The organism is Flavobacterium sp. RNTU_13 (assembly GCF_046614455.1).
In the GTDB taxonomy this organism is placed as follows: domain Bacteria; phylum Bacteroidota; class Bacteroidia; order Flavobacteriales; family Flavobacteriaceae; genus Flavobacterium.
Genome location: NZ_JBKJHB010000001.1, coordinates 452,591 through 474,060, shown reverse-complemented (window position 1 = coordinate 474,060; position 21,470 = coordinate 452,591). Strand labels below are relative to the sequence as shown.

21 protein-coding genes are annotated in these 21,470 nt (G+C 43.1%); 13 read left to right on the top strand and 8 right to left on the bottom strand.

Features of this window, described 5'->3' with window-relative positions; all coding sequences use genetic code 11:
* The first annotated feature begins 175 nt into the window (after window positions 1-175).
* The 5 genes from ACLI08_RS02210 to ACLI08_RS02190 all read left to right on the top strand — a co-directional run bounded on the left by ACLI08_RS02210 (window position 176) and on the right by ACLI08_RS02190 (window position 3,364).
* Complete coding sequence (locus ACLI08_RS02210) at window positions 176-838, top strand: sensor histidine kinase (RefSeq protein ID WP_411426820.1); 663 nt, start codon at window positions 176-178, stop codon at window positions 836-838.
* A complete protein-coding gene (locus ACLI08_RS02205) occupies window positions 835-1,593 on the top strand; it encodes a LytR/AlgR family response regulator transcription factor (protein WP_411426819.1) in 759 nt (252 codons plus the stop codon). The genes ACLI08_RS02210 and ACLI08_RS02205 overlap by 4 nt, the downstream gene beginning before the upstream one ends.
* Before the next feature lie 113 nt (window positions 1,594-1,706).
* The gene (locus tag ACLI08_RS02200) at window positions 1,707-2,438 is read left to right on the top strand and encodes a hypothetical protein (RefSeq protein WP_411426818.1); all 732 of its coding nucleotides are present in this window, start codon (window positions 1,707-1,709) and stop codon (window positions 2,436-2,438) included.
* Window positions 2,439-2,455: 17 nt separating this feature from the next.
* Window positions 2,456-2,827 carry a hypothetical protein gene (locus ACLI08_RS02195; protein ID WP_411426817.1) on the top strand — a complete coding sequence of 124 codons (372 nt, stop codon included), beginning with the start codon at window positions 2,456-2,458 and terminating at the stop codon, window positions 2,825-2,827.
* A gap of 123 nt (window positions 2,828-2,950) precedes the next feature.
* Window positions 2,951-3,364 (top strand): hypothetical protein, encoded by a 414-nt coding sequence (locus ACLI08_RS02190; protein ID WP_411426816.1) that lies wholly within the window; start codon window positions 2,951-2,953, stop codon window positions 3,362-3,364.
* Here the strand turns inward: ACLI08_RS02190 and ACLI08_RS02185 are convergent.
* Window positions 3,361-4,944, bottom strand: coding sequence for an FMN-binding glutamate synthase family protein (locus tag ACLI08_RS02185; protein ID WP_411426815.1), 1,584 nt, complete (start codon window positions 4,942-4,944; stop codon window positions 3,361-3,363). The two genes, ACLI08_RS02190 and ACLI08_RS02185, sit on opposite strands and share 4 nt — an antisense overlap.
* Window positions 4,945-5,106: 162 nt before the next feature.
* Here ACLI08_RS02185 and ACLI08_RS02180 point away from each other — a divergent pair, with 162 nt between their 5' ends.
* Entirely contained in the window at window positions 5,107-5,577 is a 471-nt protein-coding gene (locus tag ACLI08_RS02180; protein WP_411426814.1) for a hypothetical protein, read from the top strand.
* On the opposite strand, the gene ACLI08_RS02175 is transcribed toward ACLI08_RS02180, so the two are convergent.
* The 3 genes from ACLI08_RS02175 to ACLI08_RS02165 all read right to left on the bottom strand — a co-directional run bounded on the left by ACLI08_RS02175 (window position 5,574) and on the right by ACLI08_RS02165 (window position 9,386).
* Window positions 5,574-6,140, bottom strand: a complete 567-nt coding sequence (locus ACLI08_RS02175; RefSeq protein ID WP_411426813.1) for a hypothetical protein — start codon at window positions 6,138-6,140, stop codon at window positions 5,574-5,576. The genes ACLI08_RS02180 and ACLI08_RS02175 overlap by 4 nt on opposite strands.
* 65 nt (window positions 6,141-6,205) lie before the next feature.
* On the bottom strand, window positions 6,206-7,408 hold the full coding sequence (locus ACLI08_RS02170; protein WP_411426812.1) for an aminopeptidase C: 1,203 nt from the start codon (window positions 7,406-7,408) through the stop codon (window positions 6,206-6,208).
* A gap of 76 nt (window positions 7,409-7,484) precedes the next feature.
* On the bottom strand, window positions 7,485-9,386 hold the full coding sequence (locus ACLI08_RS02165) for a S9 family peptidase (RefSeq protein WP_411426811.1): 1,902 nt from the start codon (window positions 9,384-9,386) through the stop codon (window positions 7,485-7,487).
* Window positions 9,387-9,606: 220 nt separating this feature from the next.
* Here ACLI08_RS02165 and ACLI08_RS02160 point away from each other — a divergent pair, with 220 nt between their 5' ends.
* Genes ACLI08_RS02160 through ACLI08_RS02150 form a run of 3 tightly spaced genes read left to right on the top strand, consistent with a single transcriptional unit; the run spans window position 9,607 to window position 12,732 of the window.
* The gene (locus tag ACLI08_RS02160) at window positions 9,607-10,839 is read left to right on the top strand and encodes a dicarboxylate/amino acid:cation symporter (RefSeq protein ID WP_411426810.1); all 1,233 of its coding nucleotides are present in this window, start codon (window positions 9,607-9,609) and stop codon (window positions 10,837-10,839) included.
* Window positions 10,840-10,869: 30 nt separating this feature from the next.
* Window positions 10,870-11,613, top strand: a complete 744-nt coding sequence (locus tag ACLI08_RS02155; RefSeq protein WP_411426809.1) for a DedA family protein — start codon at window positions 10,870-10,872, stop codon at window positions 11,611-11,613.
* A 6-nt stretch (window positions 11,614-11,619) separates the two neighbouring features.
* Window positions 11,620-12,732 (top strand): NAD(P)/FAD-dependent oxidoreductase, encoded by a 1,113-nt coding sequence (locus tag ACLI08_RS02150; RefSeq protein WP_411426808.1) that lies wholly within the window; start codon window positions 11,620-11,622, stop codon window positions 12,730-12,732.
* Between the two features lie 17 nt (window positions 12,733-12,749).
* On the opposite strand, the gene ACLI08_RS02145 is transcribed toward ACLI08_RS02150, so the two are convergent.
* The 4 genes from ACLI08_RS02145 to ACLI08_RS02130 form a co-directional block, all read right to left on the bottom strand.
* Complete coding sequence (locus tag ACLI08_RS02145; protein WP_411426807.1) at window positions 12,750-13,478, bottom strand: sulfite exporter TauE/SafE family protein; 729 nt, start codon at window positions 13,476-13,478, stop codon at window positions 12,750-12,752.
* Between the two features lie 3 nt (window positions 13,479-13,481).
* On the bottom strand, window positions 13,482-13,850 hold the full coding sequence (locus tag ACLI08_RS02140; RefSeq protein WP_411426806.1) for a glyoxalase: 369 nt from the start codon (window positions 13,848-13,850) through the stop codon (window positions 13,482-13,484).
* Window positions 13,851-14,093: 243 nt separating this feature from the next.
* Window positions 14,094-14,804, bottom strand: coding sequence for a 16S rRNA (cytidine(1402)-2'-O)-methyltransferase (rsmI, locus tag ACLI08_RS02135; RefSeq protein WP_411426805.1), 711 nt, complete (start codon window positions 14,802-14,804; stop codon window positions 14,094-14,096).
* Entirely contained in the window at window positions 14,805-16,505 is a 1,701-nt protein-coding gene (locus ACLI08_RS02130) for a hypothetical protein (RefSeq protein ID WP_411426804.1), read from the bottom strand.
* Between the two features lie 102 nt (window positions 16,506-16,607).
* Between ACLI08_RS02130 and ACLI08_RS02125 the strand changes: the two genes are divergently transcribed.
* The 4 genes from ACLI08_RS02125 (at window position 16,608) to ACLI08_RS02110 (ending at window position 21,393) form a co-directional block, all read left to right on the top strand.
* Window positions 16,608-17,225, top strand: a complete 618-nt coding sequence (locus ACLI08_RS02125) for a thymidine kinase (protein ID WP_411426803.1) — start codon at window positions 16,608-16,610, stop codon at window positions 17,223-17,225.
* A 77-nt stretch (window positions 17,226-17,302) separates the two neighbouring features.
* Entirely contained in the window at window positions 17,303-19,744 is a 2,442-nt protein-coding gene (locus ACLI08_RS02120) for a bifunctional UDP-N-acetylmuramoyl-tripeptide:D-alanyl-D-alanine ligase/alanine racemase (RefSeq protein WP_411426802.1), read from the top strand.
* 64 nt (window positions 19,745-19,808) lie between these two features.
* Entirely contained in the window at window positions 19,809-20,204 is a 396-nt protein-coding gene (mscL, locus tag ACLI08_RS02115) for a large-conductance mechanosensitive channel protein MscL (RefSeq protein WP_411426801.1), read from the top strand.
* 199 nt (window positions 20,205-20,403) lie between these two features.
* The gene (locus ACLI08_RS02110) at window positions 20,404-21,393 is read left to right on the top strand and encodes an aspartate-semialdehyde dehydrogenase (RefSeq protein ID WP_411426800.1); all 990 of its coding nucleotides are present in this window, start codon (window positions 20,404-20,406) and stop codon (window positions 21,391-21,393) included.
* Window positions 21,394-21,470: the final 77 nt, after the last annotated feature.

Genomic DNA, 21,470 nt, shown 5'->3' with positions numbered 1-21,470 from the left:
GATTTCAGCAGAAAACAAGTGGTTACGCAGCACACATTGGGTAAAGTTTTTACTCAGTTTTCTGTTTGGTTTTTTGGCATCTTACTTATTTTTATATGCACTCCGAAACTTTTCCGGGGCAGAGAGTTCGCTATTATTTAAAATGTTTCCGAGGCGTAAAACAGTAATTGGCATAATGCTTTTTAGGGGAAGTATTGTAAATGCGTTTTTGTACTTTATTGCCTATAATATGTTTCTCAGTGCCGAAAACCAACGAACGGTAATAGAAAACCAGCGCCTGAAACACGAAAATCTTGAAGCCAGGCTACATGCACTTCAGCAACAGCTGAGTCCGCATTTTTTATTTAACTCGCTTAGTACGCTTGTAAGCCTTACACATGACGAAGCCGTGCAGCGATACAGTATGCAGTTGTCTAACATTTACAGGTACTTGTTAACCCCACCTGAAGGCTATATGGTTACTCTCTGCAAAGAAATCGACTTTATAAATGCCTATATATACATTATAAAGGAACGTTTTGAAGACGCCTTAAAAATAAGTGTATATATAGCTCCTGAGGTGCTTAGCAGAAAAATTCCGCCGGCGTCTTTACAGTTGCTACTCGAAAATGCTATAAAACATAATGTGGTCGCTGCCGAAACCCCGCTTGAAATTGAAATTTTTACCCAAGGCAATTATGTAGTGGTTAAAAATACCTTGGCTGCACTAAACGATATTCAGGATGGCGAAGGGATAGGGCTATTTAATATCTCTGAACGCTACAGGCTGTTGGGTGGTGGTGAGGTGGCTATAGAAAAGTCGGCAATACATTTTACCGTAAAACTTCCGTTGTTATGATTCAGGTTTTTATTATAGAAGATGAAATTAAAACAGCACGTTACATAGCAAGCCTGGTGCAGGAAACCAAGGGTTTTTCTGTGGCCGGGGTGGCAGGGTCTGTAAAAAGTGCTGTAGCCTGGCTGCAAACAAATGCTGTGCCCCAACTTATTATAAGCGACATTAAGCTGGGTGACGGTACAGGGTTTGATGTTATTAAACTCTCAGGGATAAAGGTGCCGGTAATATTCTGCACCGCATACAATCAGTACGCCATAAATGCCTTTGAGGTGAATGGCATTGATTATCTGCTAAAGCCTGTAGACCAACAAAAGCTACAACTTGCCCTGCAAAAATTTTTAGACATGAAATTGCTATTTCATCCTAACGAAAGATATCCGCAACGGCTTGAAACGGCTATGGAGTCTATAAATAAAACCCATAAAACTACTTTACTTATCCATCATAGGGAACGTATAATACCGTTGAAACTAAGTGAGGTTGTTTATATACAGTCAGAAAACGGCATACTTACACTGCATACGCTTTCTTCGCGCTATCACGCCACACATACCCTTGAGGAAATGGAACAAATGGCAGATCCGGAAGTTTTTTTTCAGGCAAACCGTCAGGTAATAGTTAACAAAAAGTTTATAGGTAGTGTGGAACACTATTTTTCAAGGCGTTTACTGGTGCACATATCAGATGCCGCCCATACCGAAATTATAGTGAGTAAAGCCAGAGTACAGCAATTTTTAGCATGGTTAAAACAGTAGAAGGCATACAATGGTACGGCTCAGGGTAGTATATGTACCGCTTACGTTGCTTTTTCTGTAAGATAAAATCTTGTTGCTTAGTTTTGATTCAATAACCATAAAATATAAACGTTATGAAAAAAGCAAAGGGTTTCTGCTTAAAAGTAATGCTGCCGTTAGTTATACTTGGCAGTGCCTTAGTTTCCTGCAACAAAGATGACGATAACAATGCCGCCACACAGGCCGATGCCGCAGATATGGTAGAGGCTACTGTAGTTGAGAACAGTAACGGATTTGCAAAACTTGCAACCGATGCAAATGCCGACGCTTCTGCTCAGCGCATTTATACGAGCACTCCTGCGATTAATTGCGCACAGCAATACAGTTTTACATACAACCCGGTTTATACAGGAGCTCATTATAACTATAATTATACAGGTACGCGTACCTATACGTTACAGTGTACTGACGGCATACCAACCACGCTTTTATACACGTCTAATATATCCGGTACGTATACTACCCCTACCATGCAAAGTAACGACACTTCTGCTGCATCGTTAAGTATTTCTAATTTGGGCGCGCAAAACGCTACTGCGGTTATAAATGGTACCTATAACAGAAACGGACATCAGGAAAGCAGGGTAAGGCAGCGCAGGAGCTTTAATAGTGTTATTGCTTTAACACTGCAAAATATAGTTGTTAATAAAACTACTTCAAAAATTACGGGTGGTACGGCTGTGGTTTCTGTAACGGGTACCGGGAGCCAGGGCGCGTCTTTTAGTTACAACGGTACCATTAATTTTAACGGAGATAATACAGCGACACTTGTTATAAACGGAACTACTTATACTATTAACCTATAATAAAACGGTATTGATATATGACACAGCTTTTTAAATCACTAACGGTATTTTTTGTAGTACTATTTTTTTCGTGCGCCAGCAATGCGCAGGACAAAACCACGCAGGCCGCTACCAAAATTACTGATAGCCTTAAATCACAGCTTATTTTAAACGAGGCACAGTACAACAAGGCTTATAACATTAACCTTGAATTTTTAAAAACGGCGAAGGAAGTAAAAGACGCTCCGGCAGGGCGCAGGAAAAAAATGGGAGTCTTAAAAGAGGCTGATGCTAAACGCGACGCAGCCATGAAAGAGATCCTTACAGATAAGCAATATCAGCTTTTTCTTGAAAAAAAGACAGAGAACAGAAAGAAGATGAGGGAGGCTATAAAACAACGCAGAGGGTAGTTATTTAAATAAATAGTTAGTTAATTTTAAAAAGGCCGCGAAAATTTTTTTCGCGGCCTTTTTGTTAAAACCATGTTATTTTTTTTCTCGTATATATCTGAGCTATTTAACCCCCCAATTATTATGAATGACTCAGAATTACCCCTGTTTAGTAACACTTGCGGAAAGCTTTTTCAGGACAAAGTTATTTTTGCCTCGGCAGTCCGCGAAACGGAAGTGAAAGCGGACGACATTAAAGATGTGCAACTTGCAATGTCTATTTCTACCCAAAGTTTGTTATTCCTGCTTGTACCGTTGCCGCTGTTTGTAATGCCATTTTTTCTTCAGCCTACAGAAGGTGCACTTAAAGTTTGCATTGCTGCTATAGGCTGCATAATGATGGCTATGGCGGTATATAAAGCCCGTAAAGAATATAAGCTACGTCTTTATCTTAAAAACGGCACGCTTATAGAATGGTACGTTTGGCGCGGTAATTATACCGAGGCACGTAATTTTGTGCATAAGGTAAAAAACCGTTTCCTCCGCAAGCCGGTTTAAAACTGAGAAGCCGACGCTTTTTTCCAAAAGTAAAACATATCTGTAGGCACGCTATGTCCTTCCAGCATGCAGCCCGGTACCGGTTCAGGGTATGTTTGTGCGTAGGTTTTTATGGTAGTACGGTCTATGCGCATACTTACCACATCTCGGCCTACATCATCCGGATGGGCAAGCCCTGCAGATGCCATTAATTCCACGGCAGATTTTACCGTTTCGTGCTGAAACCTTGCTACGCGTACGCTTTTCTCTGCAGGTACAAGTCCCTTTACCAGGTCAGGGTCCTGTGTGGCTACGCCGGTAGGGCAGGTGTTTGTGTGGCATTCCAGCGCTTGTATACAGCCAAGGGCAAACATCATTCCGCGGGCCGAGTTACATACATCGGCTCCTATAGAAAGGGCTTTAATAATATCAAACCCTGTGATTATTTTGCCGCTGCATATTATTTTTATTTCCTTTTTAAGGTCGAAGCCCACAAGGCAGTCATACACAAAGGCAAGTGCGTCTCGTAGCGGCATACCTACGTGGTCGCTGTACTCTTGTGGTGCTGCGCCGGTGCCTCCTTCACCACCATCTACGGTAATAAAATCAAGGTAGGTTTTAGTTTCTACCATAGCCTTACAAATGGCAATGAATTCTGATTTGTTGCCAATGCATATTTTCATGCCTATGGGCTTGCCGCCAGATCCTTTTCTTAGCAGCTTTACAAACTCCATAAGTTCTAAAGGTGTGCTAAAGGCAGAGTGTGTAGGGGGCGACATTACATCTTTCCCTTTGGCTACTATACGTATCGCGGCAATTTCGTCGGTTACCTTTTCTTTAAGCAGCATACCGCCGTGCCCTGGTTTAGCGCCTTGGCTAAACTTTATTTCAATCATTTTAATGCTGTCCAGCTGGGCGCGTTTGGCATATTCGTCGTAGTTGAAATTCCCATCGGCATCACGACAGCTAAAATACCCGGTACCTATATTCCATACAATATCGCCCCCCGGTTCCAGGTGGTAAGGAGATATCCCTCCTTCGCCGGTATTATGGTAAAAGTTACCCATTTTAGCGCCGGAGTTTAGTGCAAGGATAGCATTTTTACTTAAAGATCCGTAGCTCATGGCGCTAATATTAAACAGGCTGGCGTCATACGGTTTGCTGCATTGCGATGAACCTATACGTACACGGGGTTCGTGGTTTATTTTATTAAAAGGCAATGCCCTTATACTGTGGTTTATCCATTCGTATCCCTCGCTGTACACGTCGAGTTGCGTTCCAAAGGGTGTAGTGTCGGTTTCTTTTTTACTGCGCTGGTACACCAGGCTGCGCTGAAGCCTGTTAAAAGGTTTACCGTCAAGGTCAGTTTCTATAAAGTACTGGCGCATTTCCGGGCCTATAGATTCCAGCACATAACGGAGCCTGCCCAGTAAAGGGAAATTCCTCCGTATGGTTTTTTTAGACTGGTACATATCATAAAATCCCATAAGTATAAGCGGGCCAAAGATAAGTAACAGCAACGCCGACTTTGTATTTATAAACGTTAACAGTGCTATTATAGAAAGAGAAGTAACGCAGAAAAGCAGGAAAATTTTTCTCATAAATTGCGATTTGTTTTTTGTAGTGTCTTACAAATTTAAAATAAAAGTTCCCTGAAATTACTGCTGGCAGATAATTTGATGCGTTAAGAATATTTTATGCGGTAAATTTCATAAAATAATAAAAATAATTTAAATTTGTTATGCCCTTTAAAATAACGTAAAATGAAATCAACCTCAACTCCACTGTTTACCAACAGTTGCGGCAGGGTGTTTGCAAACCACATCCAGCTGTCATCCTACAGGGGGGAAACCAGCGTAAAAGTTGCTGACATAGCAGCAGTATCCTTTAAACGTATTATAAGCAGAAAAGGAGTTTTACTGGCCTTATTGCCTTCTGTGTTAATCGTAGTTTCTTTTTTTGTAAATCAACAAAACCCCGGTGAAAAATATACCTTTCTTATTGCAGGTATAATGGGTATGGTTGTTCTATTTGCTACTGCCGAACGTAAGCAGTATGTGCACATTAACTTCCATAAAAAACCTTCTAAAAACATTTCTGTAAAATCCCACAGCATTAAGGAGGCCAAGCGCTATGTAAGCGAGGCATCTAAGGTAATTAATTCTTTTAATGCTAAAAACGTGCAGCAACAAGAACAAGCGTCTTTTATGGGCGGTACTGTTGCCGAAATTTAAAATCGGTATCCTATGCGTAAGTGAAGGTCTACCGCCACACCTTCCGGATTAGTGGAATACTTTCGGTCTGAGCCGAAATAGTTATAGTAACCTATGCCTATTCCTGCTTCATAGTTAAATTTACTTTTACCTATGTTTCGGCGGATACCCCATTTTGGTATAACGGCAATCATGTTTTCGGTAATTACATTGTCCTCGTTAGAAATTACAAACCAGTCTGCATTATATTTAAAAAGTACGGTAAAAAAATTAGCGGCGTTACCCGAAGTATTTCGGCCTTTCTCAGCGCGTTTGGCCAAGTTGTAATAATAGCGGGGCTCAATATTAATGGTGGGTATCATGCCCCATTTAGTATCATTGGTTTTAGCTGCAAAGCCCGCGTCTAAACCAACTTCGGTACGCAGGGCAAATGCGTTGCTCAGGCGGTATTCGTTGTTTACATATACTCCCAGCAGGCCGGTTTGTACATTCCATATTGATTTTTCAACGGTTGTGTTGCTGGTTTGTGCAATTCCTTTTAGTGTACAGAAACATAAGGCAAGTGCCAGTATAAATCGATTCATTATAATGATTGGTTTTTTGTTGGTGCAAATGTATAAAAAAACCTGCCATATGGCAGGTTTTAGTACTATTGCTTAACATTGATTTTCTTGGCAAGCTCCTTGGGAAGGCCGCCTTTATGTAGTAAAATCGCTGTGCTTTTTAGTTTCACAAAGTTCTTGGTCATATAAATGTAACCCTTGTAGTCATTGGTAGCACCCCATGAGTTTTTTATAATGTAGTACTCTTTACCGTTTTGGTCTTTAGTAAGGCCGACAATGTGCATACCATGATCGTCTGTAGTATCATAGTTGTCAAATGCCTTCTGGCGGATTTCTGCGGTAATATTCATTTCCGGTTGCGGACCTTTAAACATATTAGCCTTTTCCTCATCAGTCATATCGGCAAATGGTTTTGCCGGTACATACGCCACACCGTTTTTCCAGCTAAAGCCTTTGTCGCTAATGTCTCCTGCCCAGCCTACGCTGTAGCCTTTAGCAAGTGCGTTGTCTATAATGTCTGTAAGTTCATCTACCTTTACATTGTACACAAGATCCAGGTCCCAGTTGTCTGGTACCATGAGTACCATTTTTTGGTAGTAAGGCTTATTGGTAAATGATGATAGCTCTACATAATCATCAGGATTAATGCCCACCACTTCTTTAGCAAAAGTTTGAGGTGTGTATTTTTTGCCTTTAAATTCAAAGCTTTCAGGTACCTGTCCCAGATAAGAATCTATAACGGCAGTATATGCTTTAATCCAGTTTGGCGTTAGCTCTCCGTTAGGGTTTTTTACCACTGCTGCCAGGAACGCCTCGTTTATAGCAGCCATTTCGGCAAATTTATTTTTGCTGGTACCATAATTAAGCCCGGTATACACACTTTGAGGAACTGCACCGTACTTGCGGTACATGTTTATAACGTCGTGTAGCGAACCGCCATCGCCCAGGGTTATGGCACCGTGCATGCGCACGTAGTTAATTCCTTTTTCTACATAGGCATTACGCGCTGTAAAAATCTGTGATATTTCTACAGGCTCTTTACCCATACGAATCATTTCACTCTCAAGGAACGAGTTAGCAGAGTAGCTCCAGCAAGTGCCGCTTGATCCCTGGTTTTTTACAGGAGTCCTTTCAATGTTTATTACATCTTTAAACGTAAACGATTCTTTACTGTTTGCGCTTTGGTTTCCTTTTACCGAATTAATCAGGTAATCCTGTGCCGCTGCATTTTGTAAGCCGCCGGCTATAAGCAGTGCCGCTAGTAGTGGCTTAACGAAAAACTTTTTCATAGTTTTTTATTAATGTTATGTTATTTCTGTGCTAAGTTAACGTTTTTTTATAAAACGCCAATTTGCACTGAATATTCTATAATGTTTCTTTTAACCACCTAAAAAATTCACGTTGCCATACCATAGCGTTCTGTGGTTTTAATACCCAGTGGTTTTCGTCCGGGAAATACAGGAATCGGCTCTTAATGCCACGAAGCTGCGCTGCCTGAAATGCTTCCTGCCCCTGCCCGATAGGTACACGGTAATCACTGCCGCCTTGTATTACCAGTATAGGGGTGTCCCATTTATCAACATTATTTATTGGGTTGAATTTAGTGTAGGTTTTTTGTGCGGCCGCATTGTTTTTGTCCCAATATGGGCCACCACTGTCCCAGTTGGTAAAAAATACTTCTTCGGTAGTGCCATACATACTTTGTAGGTTAAATACGCCACAGTGCGAAATAAAAGTTTTAAACCTTTTGTTGTGTATACCCGCTAAATAGAATACCGAGTAGCCACCGTAACTGGCACCTACAGCACCTAGTCTTGACTTATCTACATAAGGCTCTTTGGCTACATCGTCTATAGCGCTAAGATAGTCGTCCATTACCTGGCCGCCCCAGTCTTTACTTATCTGTTCATTCCATTGTACACCATAGCCCGGCATACCGCGGCGGTTTGGTGCTACAATAATGTAACCCTGTGCTGCCATTACCTGAAAATTCCAGCGGAAGCTGTAAAACTGCGTAAGGGCACTTTGTGGGCCACCCTGGCAATACAATAGCGCCGGGTATTTTTTCTTAGGGTCAAAATTTGGCGGAAGTACTACCCATACCAGCATTTTTTTGCCATCGGTAGTAGTTACATAGCGTTTCTCTGTTTTGCTAAGGGCAAGGTTGTTGTATACGTTGTTATTTACTGTGCTGATTTGTTTCCATGTTTTCTTCTTTAAGTTGTAGCTGTAAATTTCCTGTGCGTGGTTTATGTCGGCGCGTTCTGTAATAACATTTTCGCCGCTAAAGCCCACAATACTGTTTACGTCAAAGTAACCATCGGTAAGCTGGGTTACGGTAACGGCAATTTTGGTCTTCCCGGGGAAGTTAACCTCAAAAAGCTGCTTGGTGCCATCTACCGGCGCCAGGAAATACACTTTTTTACCATCCGCACTCCACGTAAAACTGTCTACTGTGCCATCCCAACCTGCTGTAAGATTAAGGTCGGAACCGTTATAGCGCACAATAATATCATTTTTATCGGCCTCATAGCCGTCGCGTTTCATTTGCAGCCAGGTAAGGTAGCCCTGCGGAGAGTATGCCGGCTGTGTATCGTAACCCGGGTTGTTCGGGGTAAGGTTTGTAGTTTTTTTTGTTTCCAGGTTGTACTCATACAAATCGGTATTAGTACTTGTAGCATAGGCTGTACCGGCTTTCTTTTTACATACGTATACAATGGTTTTTCCATCAGGACCCCAAATAAAATCCTCATCGCCTCCATGTGGTTTTTGTGGTGAATCGTATGGCTCGTTCGGCATAATATCGGTAAATCCGTCTTTGTCTGCCACGGCATGGTAACCTACGTGATTATGGGTGCCGTTATTCCACGTATCCCAGTGGCGGTAGTCAAGGCCATCGTATACCTGCGCTGTTGTTTTTTCCAGTTCCGGGTGCAGGTCGCTACCCAGCAGTTTTTCTACTTTTATTTCTTTGCTGGTAAGCATAAGTTTGCCATCGGGAGACAGATTTTTGTCTTTAACCAGCCCTTCGGTTTCTTTAATTTCTGTTGCGCTTCCGCCGGTAAGCGGTATGCTGTAAAATTTAGAAGCCGATTTGTTTTCGGCTACATTTGGCGTAGAAACTTTGTATATTACTGATTTGCCATCTTTGCTTATGCCAAGCGCGCTTACACGCCCAAGGCTCCACAACAACTCCGGTGTCATGGTTTGCTGTGCTGAAGCCGATAATCCCATTAGGCTCACTGTTAACAATAAAATTTTTTTCATTACTAAGTATTTGTTTTATAAAAACGCTCTCCAAAAATAAGACTATTAGCCGAAACTGACCGTTAAAAAAATAATGCAAAAAACATGTTGTATACCTGCCCTTTGTTTGAGGATTATGTTTTTAAAATACCAAATCGTTAATATTTCGGCCTAAAAGCGGAACTGTTAAAACACCTTTAAAAAATTATCAGTAATTTCACGGTCTCTAAACCTCTTACTTTTGAAAAGCAATAATAAATTATTTCTTGCCATTGTTGCCGCCATGATCATAGGCGGTATTTTGGGGAATTTTATCCATACGGGTTACGATACCGAAACTGCTGCTGCTTTTGCTAAGAATATAAAACTTCTGGGGACTATATTTATCCGCCTTGTGCAAATGATTATAGCTCCACTTGTTTTTAGTACGCTGGTAGTGGGCATTGCTAAAATGGGCGATGTAAAAATGGTAGGGCGTGTAGGAGGTAAGGCATTGGGCTGGTTTTTAACGGCATCGCTTATTTCGTTGTTATTGGGCATGGCATTGGTAAACTGGCTTGAACCCGGTAAGAGTACGGTTATAGATATGTCTAAGCTGGCGCCTGCTGATGACCTTGTAAAGGGCACATCGTCTTTTTCGCTTGAAAACTTTGTTACGCATATTATTCCCAAAAGCATATTTGAAGCCCTTGCCGCTAACGAAATACTGCAAATAGTGGTGTTCTCTGTTATGTTCGGCATTGCGCTGTCTACCCTTAGCGAGGAGAAATCAAAAACTATTATAAAAGCCTTAGATACCGTGGCCCACGTAGTGCTAAAAATGGTATCGTACATTATGTGGACTGCTCCACTGGGCGTACTCGGTGCAGTGGCGGGTGCGGTTGCGCTGTATGGCTTTGATATCTGGAGGCTTTATGCGGGCTACCTTGCAGATTTTGCCCTGGGTATACTGCTATTGTGGGTGCTGCTACTTACCGTAGGGTATCTTATACTGGGCAACAGGCTTTTTACGTTATTAAAAAGGCTGGCGAGCCCATTACTGGTGGCTTTTAGTACAACCAGTAGCGAGGCAGTATTTCCTAAGCTTACAGAAGAGTTGGAGCGCTTTGGCTGCGACCCAAAAATTGTATCGTTTACACTGCCTCTTGGGTATTCTTTTAACCTGGACGGCAGCATGATGTACATGACGTTTGCAAGCCTGTTTATAGCGCAGGTATACGGTATAGATATGCCTATAGAAAAACAACTGCTTATGCTGCTTGTACTTATGCTTACCAGCAAGGGTGTGGCAGGGGTACCAAGGGCATCATTAATTGTTGTGGTGGCCACGTGCGCCATGTTTGATATACCGGCAGAAGGCATTGCCTTAATATTACCTATAGACCATTTTTGCGACATGGGCAGGAGCATGACAAATGTCTTGGGCAACGCCCTGGCAACGAGCGCCATTGATAAGTGGGAGGCAAAAAAATAAGAATCATCATCAAAACAAATAAAATATAGTATGGAAAAAGGCTTTAACTGGATGCAGTTAGTTAACCCCGAGTTTTACATTAACCTGCACGTAGCCGGTGTTCCTGTTGGGATTTATGTAGTATTGTTTATTGTATTTGCCGAAACCGGACTTTTTGCAGGTTTCTTCCTGCCGGGCGACAGCCTTTTGTTCCTGGCCGGTATTTACAGCGATTCGCTTATGTCTACCGTGTTCGACCTGGGCAATGGCTTTTTAAACGTAACGGTGCTGGCTGCCATGGTAGCCGCAGCCGGGGTTGTAGGTAATATGTTTGGGTACTGGTTTGGTTACAAGAGCGGTACCTACCTTTACAAGAAAGAAGATACCTTTTTGTTTAAAAAGAAATACCTTATACAGGCGCATGAGTTTTTTGAAAAACACGGTGGGCGCGCCATTATCTTCGCGCGTTTCCTGCCTATAGTGCGCACATTTGCACCTATTATTGCAGGTATTGTAAAAATGGATAAAAAGAGGTTTATGGCTTACAACATTGCGAGTTCTATCCTTTGGGCATTTGCAATGATTTTTGCCGGGCATTACCTTAACGAGCTTTTTAAAGTGCAGTTTGACATAGATCTTAAAGCTCACATTGAAAAAATAGTAATAGGTATTGTTCTTATTACCACGTTCCCTGTGTTGCTTAATATGCTGAAAGGTAAAAAAGTAACCGAGCAGGAAGCTATTGAAGAGGCTAACGACGATAATGACGGCGATGCTAATATATTCCCTAACTAAATAGTCATGAATTTTAGCTGGTGGGAAATAGACAGTTGGTTCAGCAATGTGCACTACACCGTAGTGGGGAGTGGCATTGTAGGCCTTCATGCCGCATTACGGCTGCGTGAGCGTTTCCCCGAGGCAAAAATACTGGTGCTGGAACGTGGCCCCTTACCTCAGGGAGCCAGTACTAAAAATGCCGGGTTTGCCTGTTTTGGCAGCCTGAGCGAGATTATGGATGACCTTATCACTCACACAGAGGAGGAAGTTGTTTCACTGATACAAAAACGTTGGCAGGGGCTACAAATCCTACGCAAACGCTTGGGCGATGCTGCTATAGATTTTCGTCCGCATGGTGGTTACGAGCTGTTCCTGGATAGCGATACGGCCGGGTATGAGGCTTGCCTGCGCCGTATGCCGTTTGTAAACGAAGTACTGCGTCCGCTGTTCAGAGCCGATGTGTTTAGCAGGGAAGTAGACCGTTTTGAATTTAAAGGAACCAAAGAGTATTTAATATTTAATCCGTTTGAAGGGCAAATAGATACCGGGAAAATGATGCAGGCGCTTTTAAAAGAAGCGCACGCCGCCGGGATTTTAATACTCAACAGCCAAACCGTTACCGGTTATACTGAAAAACCTGATGGAGTAGAAGTGGCACTGGGTGATTTCTCGTTTACTACAAAGAAACTCCTGTTTGCTACCAATGCTTTTGCAGATCAACTAACCAACGGTGCTGTAAAACCTGCACGCGCGCAGGTACTCATTACCGAACCGATGCCAAACCTGGACATACGTGGTACTTTCCATATAGATCGCGGATATTACTATTTTCGTAATATAGGCAACCGCATATTGTTTGGCGGTGGCCGGAATCTCGACTTTGAAGGAGAAACTACTACTGAATTTGGTACTACCGATATTATTCAGAACAGATTAGAGCAACTCCTCCGCGAAATCATTTTGCCCAATACCGAAGTAGCCATAGCCCACCGCTGGAGTGGTATTATGGGTATGGGTGGCAGTAAACGCCCAATCGTAGAACAACTGAGCAACCATGTGTACTGCGGTGTACGCCTTGGCGGCATGGGTGTAGCCATAGGCAGCCTTATAGGGCAGGAGCTGGCAGATTTGGTTTAGCCGATCTTTTAACTACTCTACCAAAAATACTTCACCGTTTCAAATACCGAAGTAATAACAATTATAGATAGCACTATATACCTAAACGCCTTTTCTGATGTGTGTTTGAGTATGATTTTACCCAAGTAGCTTCCCACAATACTTATTCCTATAAGAAACGGAATAAGCAGCAGGTACTGCTCTTTAAAATAGCCGTTGCTTATGTATACTATGGCGCGGCTGCTGTCTACTCCTAGGTCTATGAGCGCTGAGGTAGCAATAAATGTATCTTTAGGTAAGTGAAAAGCCGCCAGTGTAATGCCGCGTATGGCGCCACCGGTACCTACTAGCCCCGCAAGAAAACCCGAAAGCACCCCACCTCCGTATAAATTGGTATCGGTTTGTTTCAGTTCTTTATTAAAGTTGGCAAAAAGATAAATGGCGAGCACTACTAAAATCAGGTTCATGTAGAGCTCCATGATTTTTACAGGGATAAACGTAGTAAGCCATGCGCCTATGATAACAAATACTACCGCAGGTATGCCCAGTTTAAGGGCTATGTTTTTGTCAATCCCTTTCCTGAACAGCGCAATTTTAGATAGATTACTAAACACATGGAATACTGCCGTAATGCCCAGTACGGTCTTAAAATCAAAAAACATACTGGCTACAGGCACAAAAAGTATCGATGAGCCAAAGCCCGATACCGTGCCAATGATTTCGCATACTAAAGCGAGTATAACAAACAGGTAGTAGTTTTCGGTCATGGTTTATTCCGGGTTAAACGCCCCAAAATGCCATAGTACCCCGGCAGGGTCGTGTACAAAACACTCGCTTCCCCAAGGCAGGGTGCGTGGCGGAACCAATTTAGCCTCGGGGTATTTTTCGGTGAGGTTAAGCGATTGCAGGTATGCCCAAAATTCTTCTGTGTTTTCTACCTCCATAAATACCATGGTGTTTCCTACCCATTCTTCGGCATAATAATCCTGCAGGTAAAATGATAGGTGCTGGAAATGAAATACTGAGAATCCGGGGCCCAACTCGTTTTCTTCAAACCCCAAATCACGGTAAAAGCTGCGTGAGGTTTCAAAATTTTTAGAGCCTATAAACGGACGTATGGAGGTTACTTTTGGTTTCATGGGTTTTGGTTGTTAAGGTAAAGTATTGTGAAGGATAGGGTTTTTACATTGTTAGAGATTGCTTCACTGCGTTCACAATGACGGAACCTGAAAAACTTTGTGGCTAACTCGCGATGCACTTCTGTTCCGTCATCGCGAGCGGAGGTACAGAGCGCGGCGATCTACTTTGAATTTCATAATTTTAGATTGCTTCGTGCCTCGAGATGACAGAACGTTTGTGTATTATGTGGAAAATCAAGGGAGTTACTCTTCCTCCCTGTCTTCGCGTTTCTTTTTCCTTTCTGCTACAGCACCGCCCACTATTACCACAATTTCGCCCTTAGGTTCTTTTTTGGTAAAATGTTCCAGTACTTCGGTGGCGGTACCACGTACCGTTTCCTCGTGCAGCTTGCTCAACTCCCGAGATACCGAAACAGGCCGGTCAGCGCCAAAGTATTGCGCAAACTCGCCTAACGTCTTTACCAGCTTATGCGGGGAAACGTAAAATATCATGGTGCGGCTTTCTTCGGCTAAAGCCAAAAAGCGTGTTTGCCTACCTTTTTTATCGGGCAGGAAACCTTCAAAAACAAACTTATCGTTGGGCAGGCCACTGTTTACCAATGCCGGTACAAAAGCCGTAGCGCCGGGCAGGCATTCTACCGCTATGTTGTTTTCCACACAGGCGCGGGTAAGTAAAAACCCGGGGTCTGATATGGCAGGCGTACCCGCATCACTTATTAGGGCTACCGTGTCGCCACCTTTAAGGCGTTGTATAATGCTTTCCACCGTTTTATGCTCGTTGTGCATGTGGTGGCTCATCATGTGGGTGCCTATTTCAAAATGCTTTAGTAGTTTAGCGCTGGTGCGTGTGTCTTCCGCCAGGATAAGGTTTACCTCCTTAAGCACCTTTATGGCTCTGAATGTCATGTCTTCAAGGTTGCCTATGGGGGTAGGTACTATATACAGTTTACTCATTTACCTGAATTTTTTCTCTACCAGTTCCATAAAGCGCGCTTCATACTCGTCTTTGCCGTTCCAGTTGTTGTAGTCAGGCTTTACTAGGTCGGTTATAAAGTCGTGTGCTTCCTCGTATGTATTAAGCGTATTGATTTGAGATACCACGCGGTTAAGGTCTTCGCTGCTTCCGCCAAAAAGATGTTTTTCAAACGCTATGCGGTCGTTTAGCCCAAGGCTCATGGCGCGGACAAACGTGTCGCTGTATTTTGGTGCAACAGGTTTAGCCGGTTCCGGTTCGGTGGTTTTTTGTGTAAATGATTCTGGCTCCGGTGCACGCCATTCGTTTACCGGTGCGGTCTTAGGAGCTTCCGGTTCTGCGGGTGCCGACCCGTATACCGATTTAGACGGCTCCCAGTTCATCCAGTCGTCAGATTTGGTTTCCGCTTTTGGTTCCTCCGCTTTTGGTTGCGGACTTGGGGTTTCGTTACCAAATGTAGATTTAGAAGGTTCCCAGTTCATCCAGTCATCCAACGGATTTACCGGTTTAGGCTCCTCTTTTGGCGTTTCGGCTGCCGGCGAAGCTTCTTCTTTTTTCGGTTCCCAGTTCATCCAGTCGTCAAAGCTTGGAGCTGCATTTTCCGGTTCTTTCGGGCTGCCTGTATCTGATTTTTTTACAAATTCAGGTTCAATGAATTTGCTAAAATCTTCAAACACAATTTCACGCTGCTTTGTTTCCTTACGGTCAAAGTTTATTTCTGTGCCGGTAGTTTCTTCGGTAATAGCTGCTTCTTCCTGAGAAACGGCAGGTTCGCCTGTAGGTATGTCTATGCCTTCGCCGGTGCCATTTTCTGTATCTTCAGCATTTCCTTCCGGTAGTTGACCGGTTTCGGGCAGCTCAGGTACTTCGGTAATCGGTTCCTGTAAATCTTCATGTAAACCTACTTCGGCGGTGATTTCTTCCCTGTGGTGGGTTACAGGTTGTTCTGCAAGCTTTTTATGTTCTTCGGGTTGGTTATGATGCTCCTGCTCTTTTTCGTGCTCAGTTTCCTGCGGGTCTTCGGCTGGTGTTTCTTCAGTCTCAGCTGTTGCGGTTTCATCAGACTCAGTAACGGGCTCATCAATAACAGTTTCTTCAGTAACGTTAGCAGGTTCAGTTTCTGTAGCCTGTACTTCTTCCGTTTCTGCAGTGGTTTCTTCTGCTTCTGCGGCAGTTTCTTCCGAAGGTTCAGATTCGGCAGTTTCTTCCGGGTGTTCAGGTGTTTCTGTTTGAGTAATTTCTTCCGGCTCCTGAGTTTCCTCCGCTACAGCGGCAGGTTCTTCAGTTGCTACAGGTGTTTCCTCCGCCACAGGTTCGTCGCCATTAGTGTCAATTTCTTCTGGCTGTTCTTCTTTGGGAGTAACATTTTCAGCTACTTCGGCAGCTAGGTTCTCCTCATGAGTTTCAGGCGTTGTGTTTTCTTTATCTTCTGCAGGTTCCTGTTGCTCTGGGGCAGTTGTTTGTGGTTCCCGGCTGTATATTTCTTCCAGCTTTTGCTCTGCCGAAGCAAAGCCAATGGTAGGTTTTACGTCGTTAAAATTATCCTCTACAAATTTTAGTACCGAAAGCTTTTGATACAGGTTTAGTGTTTCCTGCTGAAGCTGTTCCAGTTCGGCCCTGTTTTTAAGTTTCAGTATGCGATGCGCAATGCTTATAAGCTCGGCTTCTAACTTTTTCTTCATAACTTTATAGGATAATAAGGCGTGGAGCGTTACTTTTTTAATATTTTTGTTCATTACAAAGTAACGCAAAACATTTCTGTTTTTACAGGCTGAAGGTATAAAATGTTTCTTGAAAATACAGTAAATCATAAAGAGCAATTCGGGTGGATAGAGGTTATCTGCGGGTCTATGTTTTCGGGTAAAACCGAAGAACTGATACGCAGGCTAAAACGCGCGCAGTTTGCAAAACAGAAAGTAGAAATTTTCAAACCTGCTATAGATACCCGTTATCATGACGAAATGGTGGTGTCTCATGACAGTAACGAAATACGCAGCACACCTGTAGAATCGGCCGCCATGATACGCCTTTTGGCACAGGACTGCCAGGTAGTAGGGGTAGATGAAGCCCAGTTTTTTGATGATGAAATTGTGGCGGTGTGCAACGACCTTGCAAACAACGGTATCCGTGTTATAGTGGCAGGGCTCGATATGGATTTTAAAGGCAACCCTTTTGGTCCCATGCCTGCATTAATGGCTACTGCCGAATACGTTACAAAAGTACATGCAGTGTGCACCCGTACCGGTAACCTGGCGCACTACAGTTTTAGAAAAGCACAAAATGATAAGTTAGTGCTGCTTGGGGAAACGGAAGAATATGAACCCCTGAGCAGGGCGGCGTATTACCAAGCTATTAGGGAACAGCAGGAGAGTAAAAAATCTTTTGATAAACCGGCGGAATAATCACTGTTTTTTGGTTCGCTTAATGCTGAAAAATCTCGGTTTTAAATAGTAATTTTACAGTAAATTCTATTTATACCTTGAGCGTTCATACCAAACATATAACCCATTGGCTTAATGCCCGTTTTGAAGGCAATAAGCCTGATGCAGAAATAGACAACGTGTCTATAGACAGCCGGTCGCTCCAAAACAACAGCGGCACTCTTTTCTTTGCCCTTGCCGGACAAAATCGCGATGGTCACCAGTTTATCCCTGCGCTGATAGAAAAAGGCGTGCAGAATTTTGTGGTAAACCATATTCCGCACGGGAGTGAGGGTAAGGCTAATTTTTTTATTGTACCCAATACCCTTACAGCACTTCAGGATTTTGCCATAAACTATCGGCAGTTATACAACTTCCCGGTTATTGCTGTAACCGGCAGTAACGGAAAAACCATAGTAAAAGAGTGGCTTAACTACTTGCTTAGTCCTGATTATAACATTATCCGTAGCCCTAAGAGTTATAACTCGCAGGTAGGGGTCGCACTCTCTGTTATTGGTATAAATGAGCACCATGACCTGGGTATTTTTGAGGCTGGAATTTCCACAGTGGGTGAGATGGAAAAGCTGGAACCTATAATACGCCCGGTTATAGGCATACTTACACATATAGGCTCCGCGCACGATGAAGGCTTTGAAAGTCGCGACCAAAAAATAGCTGAAAAGCTAAAGCTGTTTACCCATGTAAAAACCTTGATACTTCAAAACAACCCACAGGTTATCCGCCTTGTGCCTTATGGCGTGCATACCTTTACCTGGGGTTTTAATGACGACAATGCCGTGGTAAGTATCCATTGTAAGGTTATTTCCGGAAGTACACAACTAACCTTTAATTATCGCGGTACATTTACAGTAAACATTCCGTTTACTGATGATGCTTCGGTAGAGAATGCTATAAGTTGCGCCATGACCATGCTGAGCATGGATTACAGCCATGAAACTATAGCGGAACGCATATCCGGTTTATACTCTGTAGAATTGAGGCTTCAGGTAAAAACAGCAATAAACGGTTGTACCCTCATAGACGATAGTTTTAACAGCGATTACCAATCGCTTAAAATAGCACTCGACTTTTTAGAGCAACAGAAAACACACCAGGAAAAAACAGTTATATTGTCGGATGTTTTCCAGAGCGGGTTTGATACATCAGTATTGTACAGAAAGGTGGCAAAGCTACTATCTGGTCATAACATAAGCCGTGTGATAGGTATAGGCGAAACCATAAGCAGAGAGCTGGCCGATTTTCCTAATTTTTACCCCTATAAAGATACCCGCGAATTCCTGGCCAACTTTAAGCCGTCGGGTTTTAACGACCAAACCATACTGGTTAAGGGAGCGCGTAGTTTCCGGTTCGATGAAATTGTGGTGCTTCTTGAAGAAAAGACCCACGAAACCGTACTTGAAATTAACCTTAACGCTGTAGTGCACAACCTTAATTTTTATAAAAGCCGGCTAAAGGCCGAAACCAAAATTATGGTTATGGTAAAAGCGTTTGGTTACGGGGCGGGTAGCTACGAGATAGCCAAAACCCTGAGCCACGAAAAGGTTGATTACCTGGGGGTGGCCTTTGCCGATGAGGGTATCGACCTGCGTAATGCGGGCATTAGTACGCCAATTATAGTAATGAACCCCGAAACTACTGCATTTGGCGCCATGATAGCGTACAACCTCGAACCGGAGATTTATTCGGCTAAGGAACTTCGCGCGTTCATTACCTTGGCACAGCAAAAGAACTTAAGCAATTACCCCATACACATAAAGCTGGATACCGGTATGCACCGCCTGGGTTTTCAGGAGAACCAACTTGAGGAACTTATAAGCCTGTTGCGTAACAATAACTTTGTAGAGGTACGTAGCATATTCTCGCACCTTTCGGCGGCAGACAGCCCTCAGTTTGAAGATTTTACTTTGGGGCAAATAAGCAAATTTGATAAATGGTCTGGCCAAATCACAGAGGCGCTTGCAATTAACCCTATACGGCATATACTGAATACTTCAGGTATTTACCATTATCCCGAAGCACAATATAATATGGTGCGCCTGGGTATTGGCCTGTATGGTGTGGGTAACGATGCTGTAGAACAGAAGTTTCTGCAAAATGTGGGTACCCTTAAAACGGTAATACTACAAATAAAACAAGTACCTGCCGGAGATAGCGTGGGCTACGGCCGCCGTTTTATGGCAAAACAACCCGTAAGTGTAGCCACACTGCCCGTAGGCTATGCCGATGGTATACGCAGAGCTTGGGGTAATGGTAGAGGATACGTAACCATAAACGGGCGCAAAGCCCCTATATTAGGCAGTATTTGTATGGATATGCTCATGGCCGATGTTACGGGTATCGACTGCAAAGAGGGTGACACCGCTGTAATTTTTGGCGAAGGTCCTACCGTACACGAAATGGCCAAGGTGCTGGAAACCATACCGTATGAAATTTTAACAAGTATTTCACAGCGTGTAAAACGGGTTTTTTACAAAGAGTAAAATTTGTTTTTTGTATCTTAGTAATTACCGAAAACAATTAAATAACCTAAATCCTTATTTGCTTATGGCATTATTGAAAGAATTTAAAGACTTTGCCCTGAAGGGTAATGTAATGGACCTGGCCGTGGGTGTTATTATTGGTGCAGCATTTAATGCTATTGTAAAATCACTGGTAGAAGATATAATTACCCCGCTTATACTTACCCCGCTTCTGGAAAAGGCGAATCTAAAAAACCTTTCCGAACTTACTATACCCGGAACTGCCGTAAAGTATGGTTTGTTTCTTAGTAACGTGATTTCATTTGTTATTGTGGCCTTTACACTGTTCCTTATTGTAAAAGGCATTAACGCCACACGCAAAAAAGAGGCTGAGGCTCCGGCTGCGCCACCTGCACCAAGCAATGAAGAAAAGCTGCTTATGGAAATCCGTGATGCGCTGAAAAGCAGACCAAATCTATAATTTTAAAAATATGTTACGCATAGTATTTTTGTTACATGCATAACATTTCGTTATAAAGACGTTTCCGCTATACTACATATTCTAATATTTAACAAAACCGCCTCGCAAGGGCGGTATTTCTTTGTTATAAATTTTTACTTTGAAACACTTTTATAACTACTTTTGACCCAAATTAAATTATTAATCACACAATTATACTATGAAAGTTGCTGTTGTAGGCGCTACCGGAATGGTAGGCGAAGTAATGCTTAAAGTACTGGCAGAACGTAATTTCCCCGTAACCGAACTGATTCCTGTAGCCTCAGAGAGGTCTGTAGGTAAAGAGGTAACCTTTAAAGGCACTGCTTATAAGGTGGTAGGTCTGGAAACTGCTGTAAGCATGAAGCCGCAAATAGCACTGTTTTCGGCGGGTGGTAGTACTTCGTTAGAATGGGCGCCTAAGTTTGCCGAAGCAGGTACTACCGTAATAGACAACTCAAGCGCATGGAGAATGAACCCGGCTAACAAGTTGGTGGTTCCTGAAATTAATGCGTTTACCCTTACTGCCGAAGACAAGGTAATAGCCAACCCTAACTGCTCTACCATACAAATGGTACTGGCGCTATCGGGTCTGCACAAAAAATATAATATAGAGCGTGTGGTGGTTTCTACCTACCAGAGCGTTACCGGTACCGGTGTTAAAGCGGTAAAACAGCTTGAAAACGAATATGCCGGTATAGAGGGCGAAATGGCATACAAGTACCCTATTCACCGTAACGCCATTCCTCAGATAGACGTGTTTGAAGATAACGGATACACCAAAGAGGAAATGAAAATGGTTAAGGAAACCAAGAAAATCATGGGCGATGATAGCATTCGTGTTACGGCTACTACTGTGCGTATCCCTACCGTGGGTGGGCATAGCGAAAGCGTAAACGTGGAGTTTAGCCATGATTTTGATCTTGCCGAAGTACGCCAGATACTTAGCGATACCCCGGGTGTGGTGGTTCAGGATGATACCGCTAATGCCGATTACCCTATGCCGCTATATGCCGAGGGTAAAGATGAGGTTTTTGTGGGCCGTATCCGCCGCGACGAAACCCAGCCAAACACACTTAACATGTGGATTGTAGCCGATAACCTTCGTAAAGGTGCTGCTACAAATGCGGTGCAAATTGCGGAATACCTAGTGGCAAACGGACTGGTATAATTTAAACGAATTACTTACGATATTTAAAAACCCGCAAGCTACGGCTTAGCGGGTTTTTTGTTGGATTGTACTTTAAC

Bases quoted from the DNA above. Each gene is read 5' to 3' on its own strand.
- ACLI08_RS02165 (WP_411426811.1), bottom strand. From the start codon at position 9,386: ATGAAAAAAATTTTATTGTTAACAGTGAGCCTAATGGGATTATCGGCT.
- ACLI08_RS02190 (WP_411426816.1), top strand. From the start codon at position 2,951: ATGAATGACTCAGAATTACCCCTGTTTAGTAACACTTGCGGAAAGCTT.
- ACLI08_RS02210 (WP_411426820.1), top strand. From the start codon at position 176: ATGCTTTTTAGGGGAAGTATTGTAAATGCGTTTTTGTACTTTATTGCC.
- ACLI08_RS02145 (WP_411426807.1), bottom strand. From the start codon at position 13,478: ATGACCGAAAACTACTACCTGTTTGTTATACTCGCTTTAGTATGCGAA.
- ACLI08_RS02205 (WP_411426819.1), top strand. From the start codon at position 835: ATGATTCAGGTTTTTATTATAGAAGATGAAATTAAAACAGCACGTTAC.
- ACLI08_RS02175 (WP_411426813.1), bottom strand. From the start codon at position 6,140: ATGAATCGATTTATACTGGCACTTGCCTTATGTTTCTGTACACTAAAA.
- ACLI08_RS02195 (WP_411426817.1), top strand. From the start codon at position 2,456: ATGACACAGCTTTTTAAATCACTAACGGTATTTTTTGTAGTACTATTT.
- ACLI08_RS02130 (WP_411426804.1), bottom strand. From the start codon at position 16,505: ATGAAGAAAAAGTTAGAAGCCGAGCTTATAAGCATTGCGCATCGCATA.
- ACLI08_RS02125 (WP_411426803.1), top strand. From the start codon at position 16,608: ATGTTTCTTGAAAATACAGTAAATCATAAAGAGCAATTCGGGTGGATA.
- rsmI (WP_411426805.1), bottom strand. From the start codon at position 14,804: ATGAGTAAACTGTATATAGTACCTACCCCCATAGGCAACCTTGAAGAC.
- ACLI08_RS02180 (WP_411426814.1), top strand. From the start codon at position 5,107: ATGAAATCAACCTCAACTCCACTGTTTACCAACAGTTGCGGCAGGGTG.
- ACLI08_RS02170 (WP_411426812.1), bottom strand. From the start codon at position 7,408: ATGAAAAAGTTTTTCGTTAAGCCACTACTAGCGGCACTGCTTATAGCC.
- ACLI08_RS02150 (WP_411426808.1), top strand. From the start codon at position 11,620: ATGAATTTTAGCTGGTGGGAAATAGACAGTTGGTTCAGCAATGTGCAC.
- ACLI08_RS02155 (WP_411426809.1), top strand. From the start codon at position 10,870: ATGGAAAAAGGCTTTAACTGGATGCAGTTAGTTAACCCCGAGTTTTAC.
- ACLI08_RS02140 (WP_411426806.1), bottom strand. From the start codon at position 13,850: ATGAAACCAAAAGTAACCTCCATACGTCCGTTTATAGGCTCTAAAAAT.
- mscL (WP_411426801.1), top strand. From the start codon at position 19,809: ATGGCATTATTGAAAGAATTTAAAGACTTTGCCCTGAAGGGTAATGTA.
- ACLI08_RS02200 (WP_411426818.1), top strand. From the start codon at position 1,707: ATGAAAAAAGCAAAGGGTTTCTGCTTAAAAGTAATGCTGCCGTTAGTT.
- ACLI08_RS02185 (WP_411426815.1), bottom strand. From the start codon at position 4,944: ATGAGAAAAATTTTCCTGCTTTTCTGCGTTACTTCTCTTTCTATAATA.
- ACLI08_RS02110 (WP_411426800.1), top strand. From the start codon at position 20,404: ATGAAAGTTGCTGTTGTAGGCGCTACCGGAATGGTAGGCGAAGTAATG.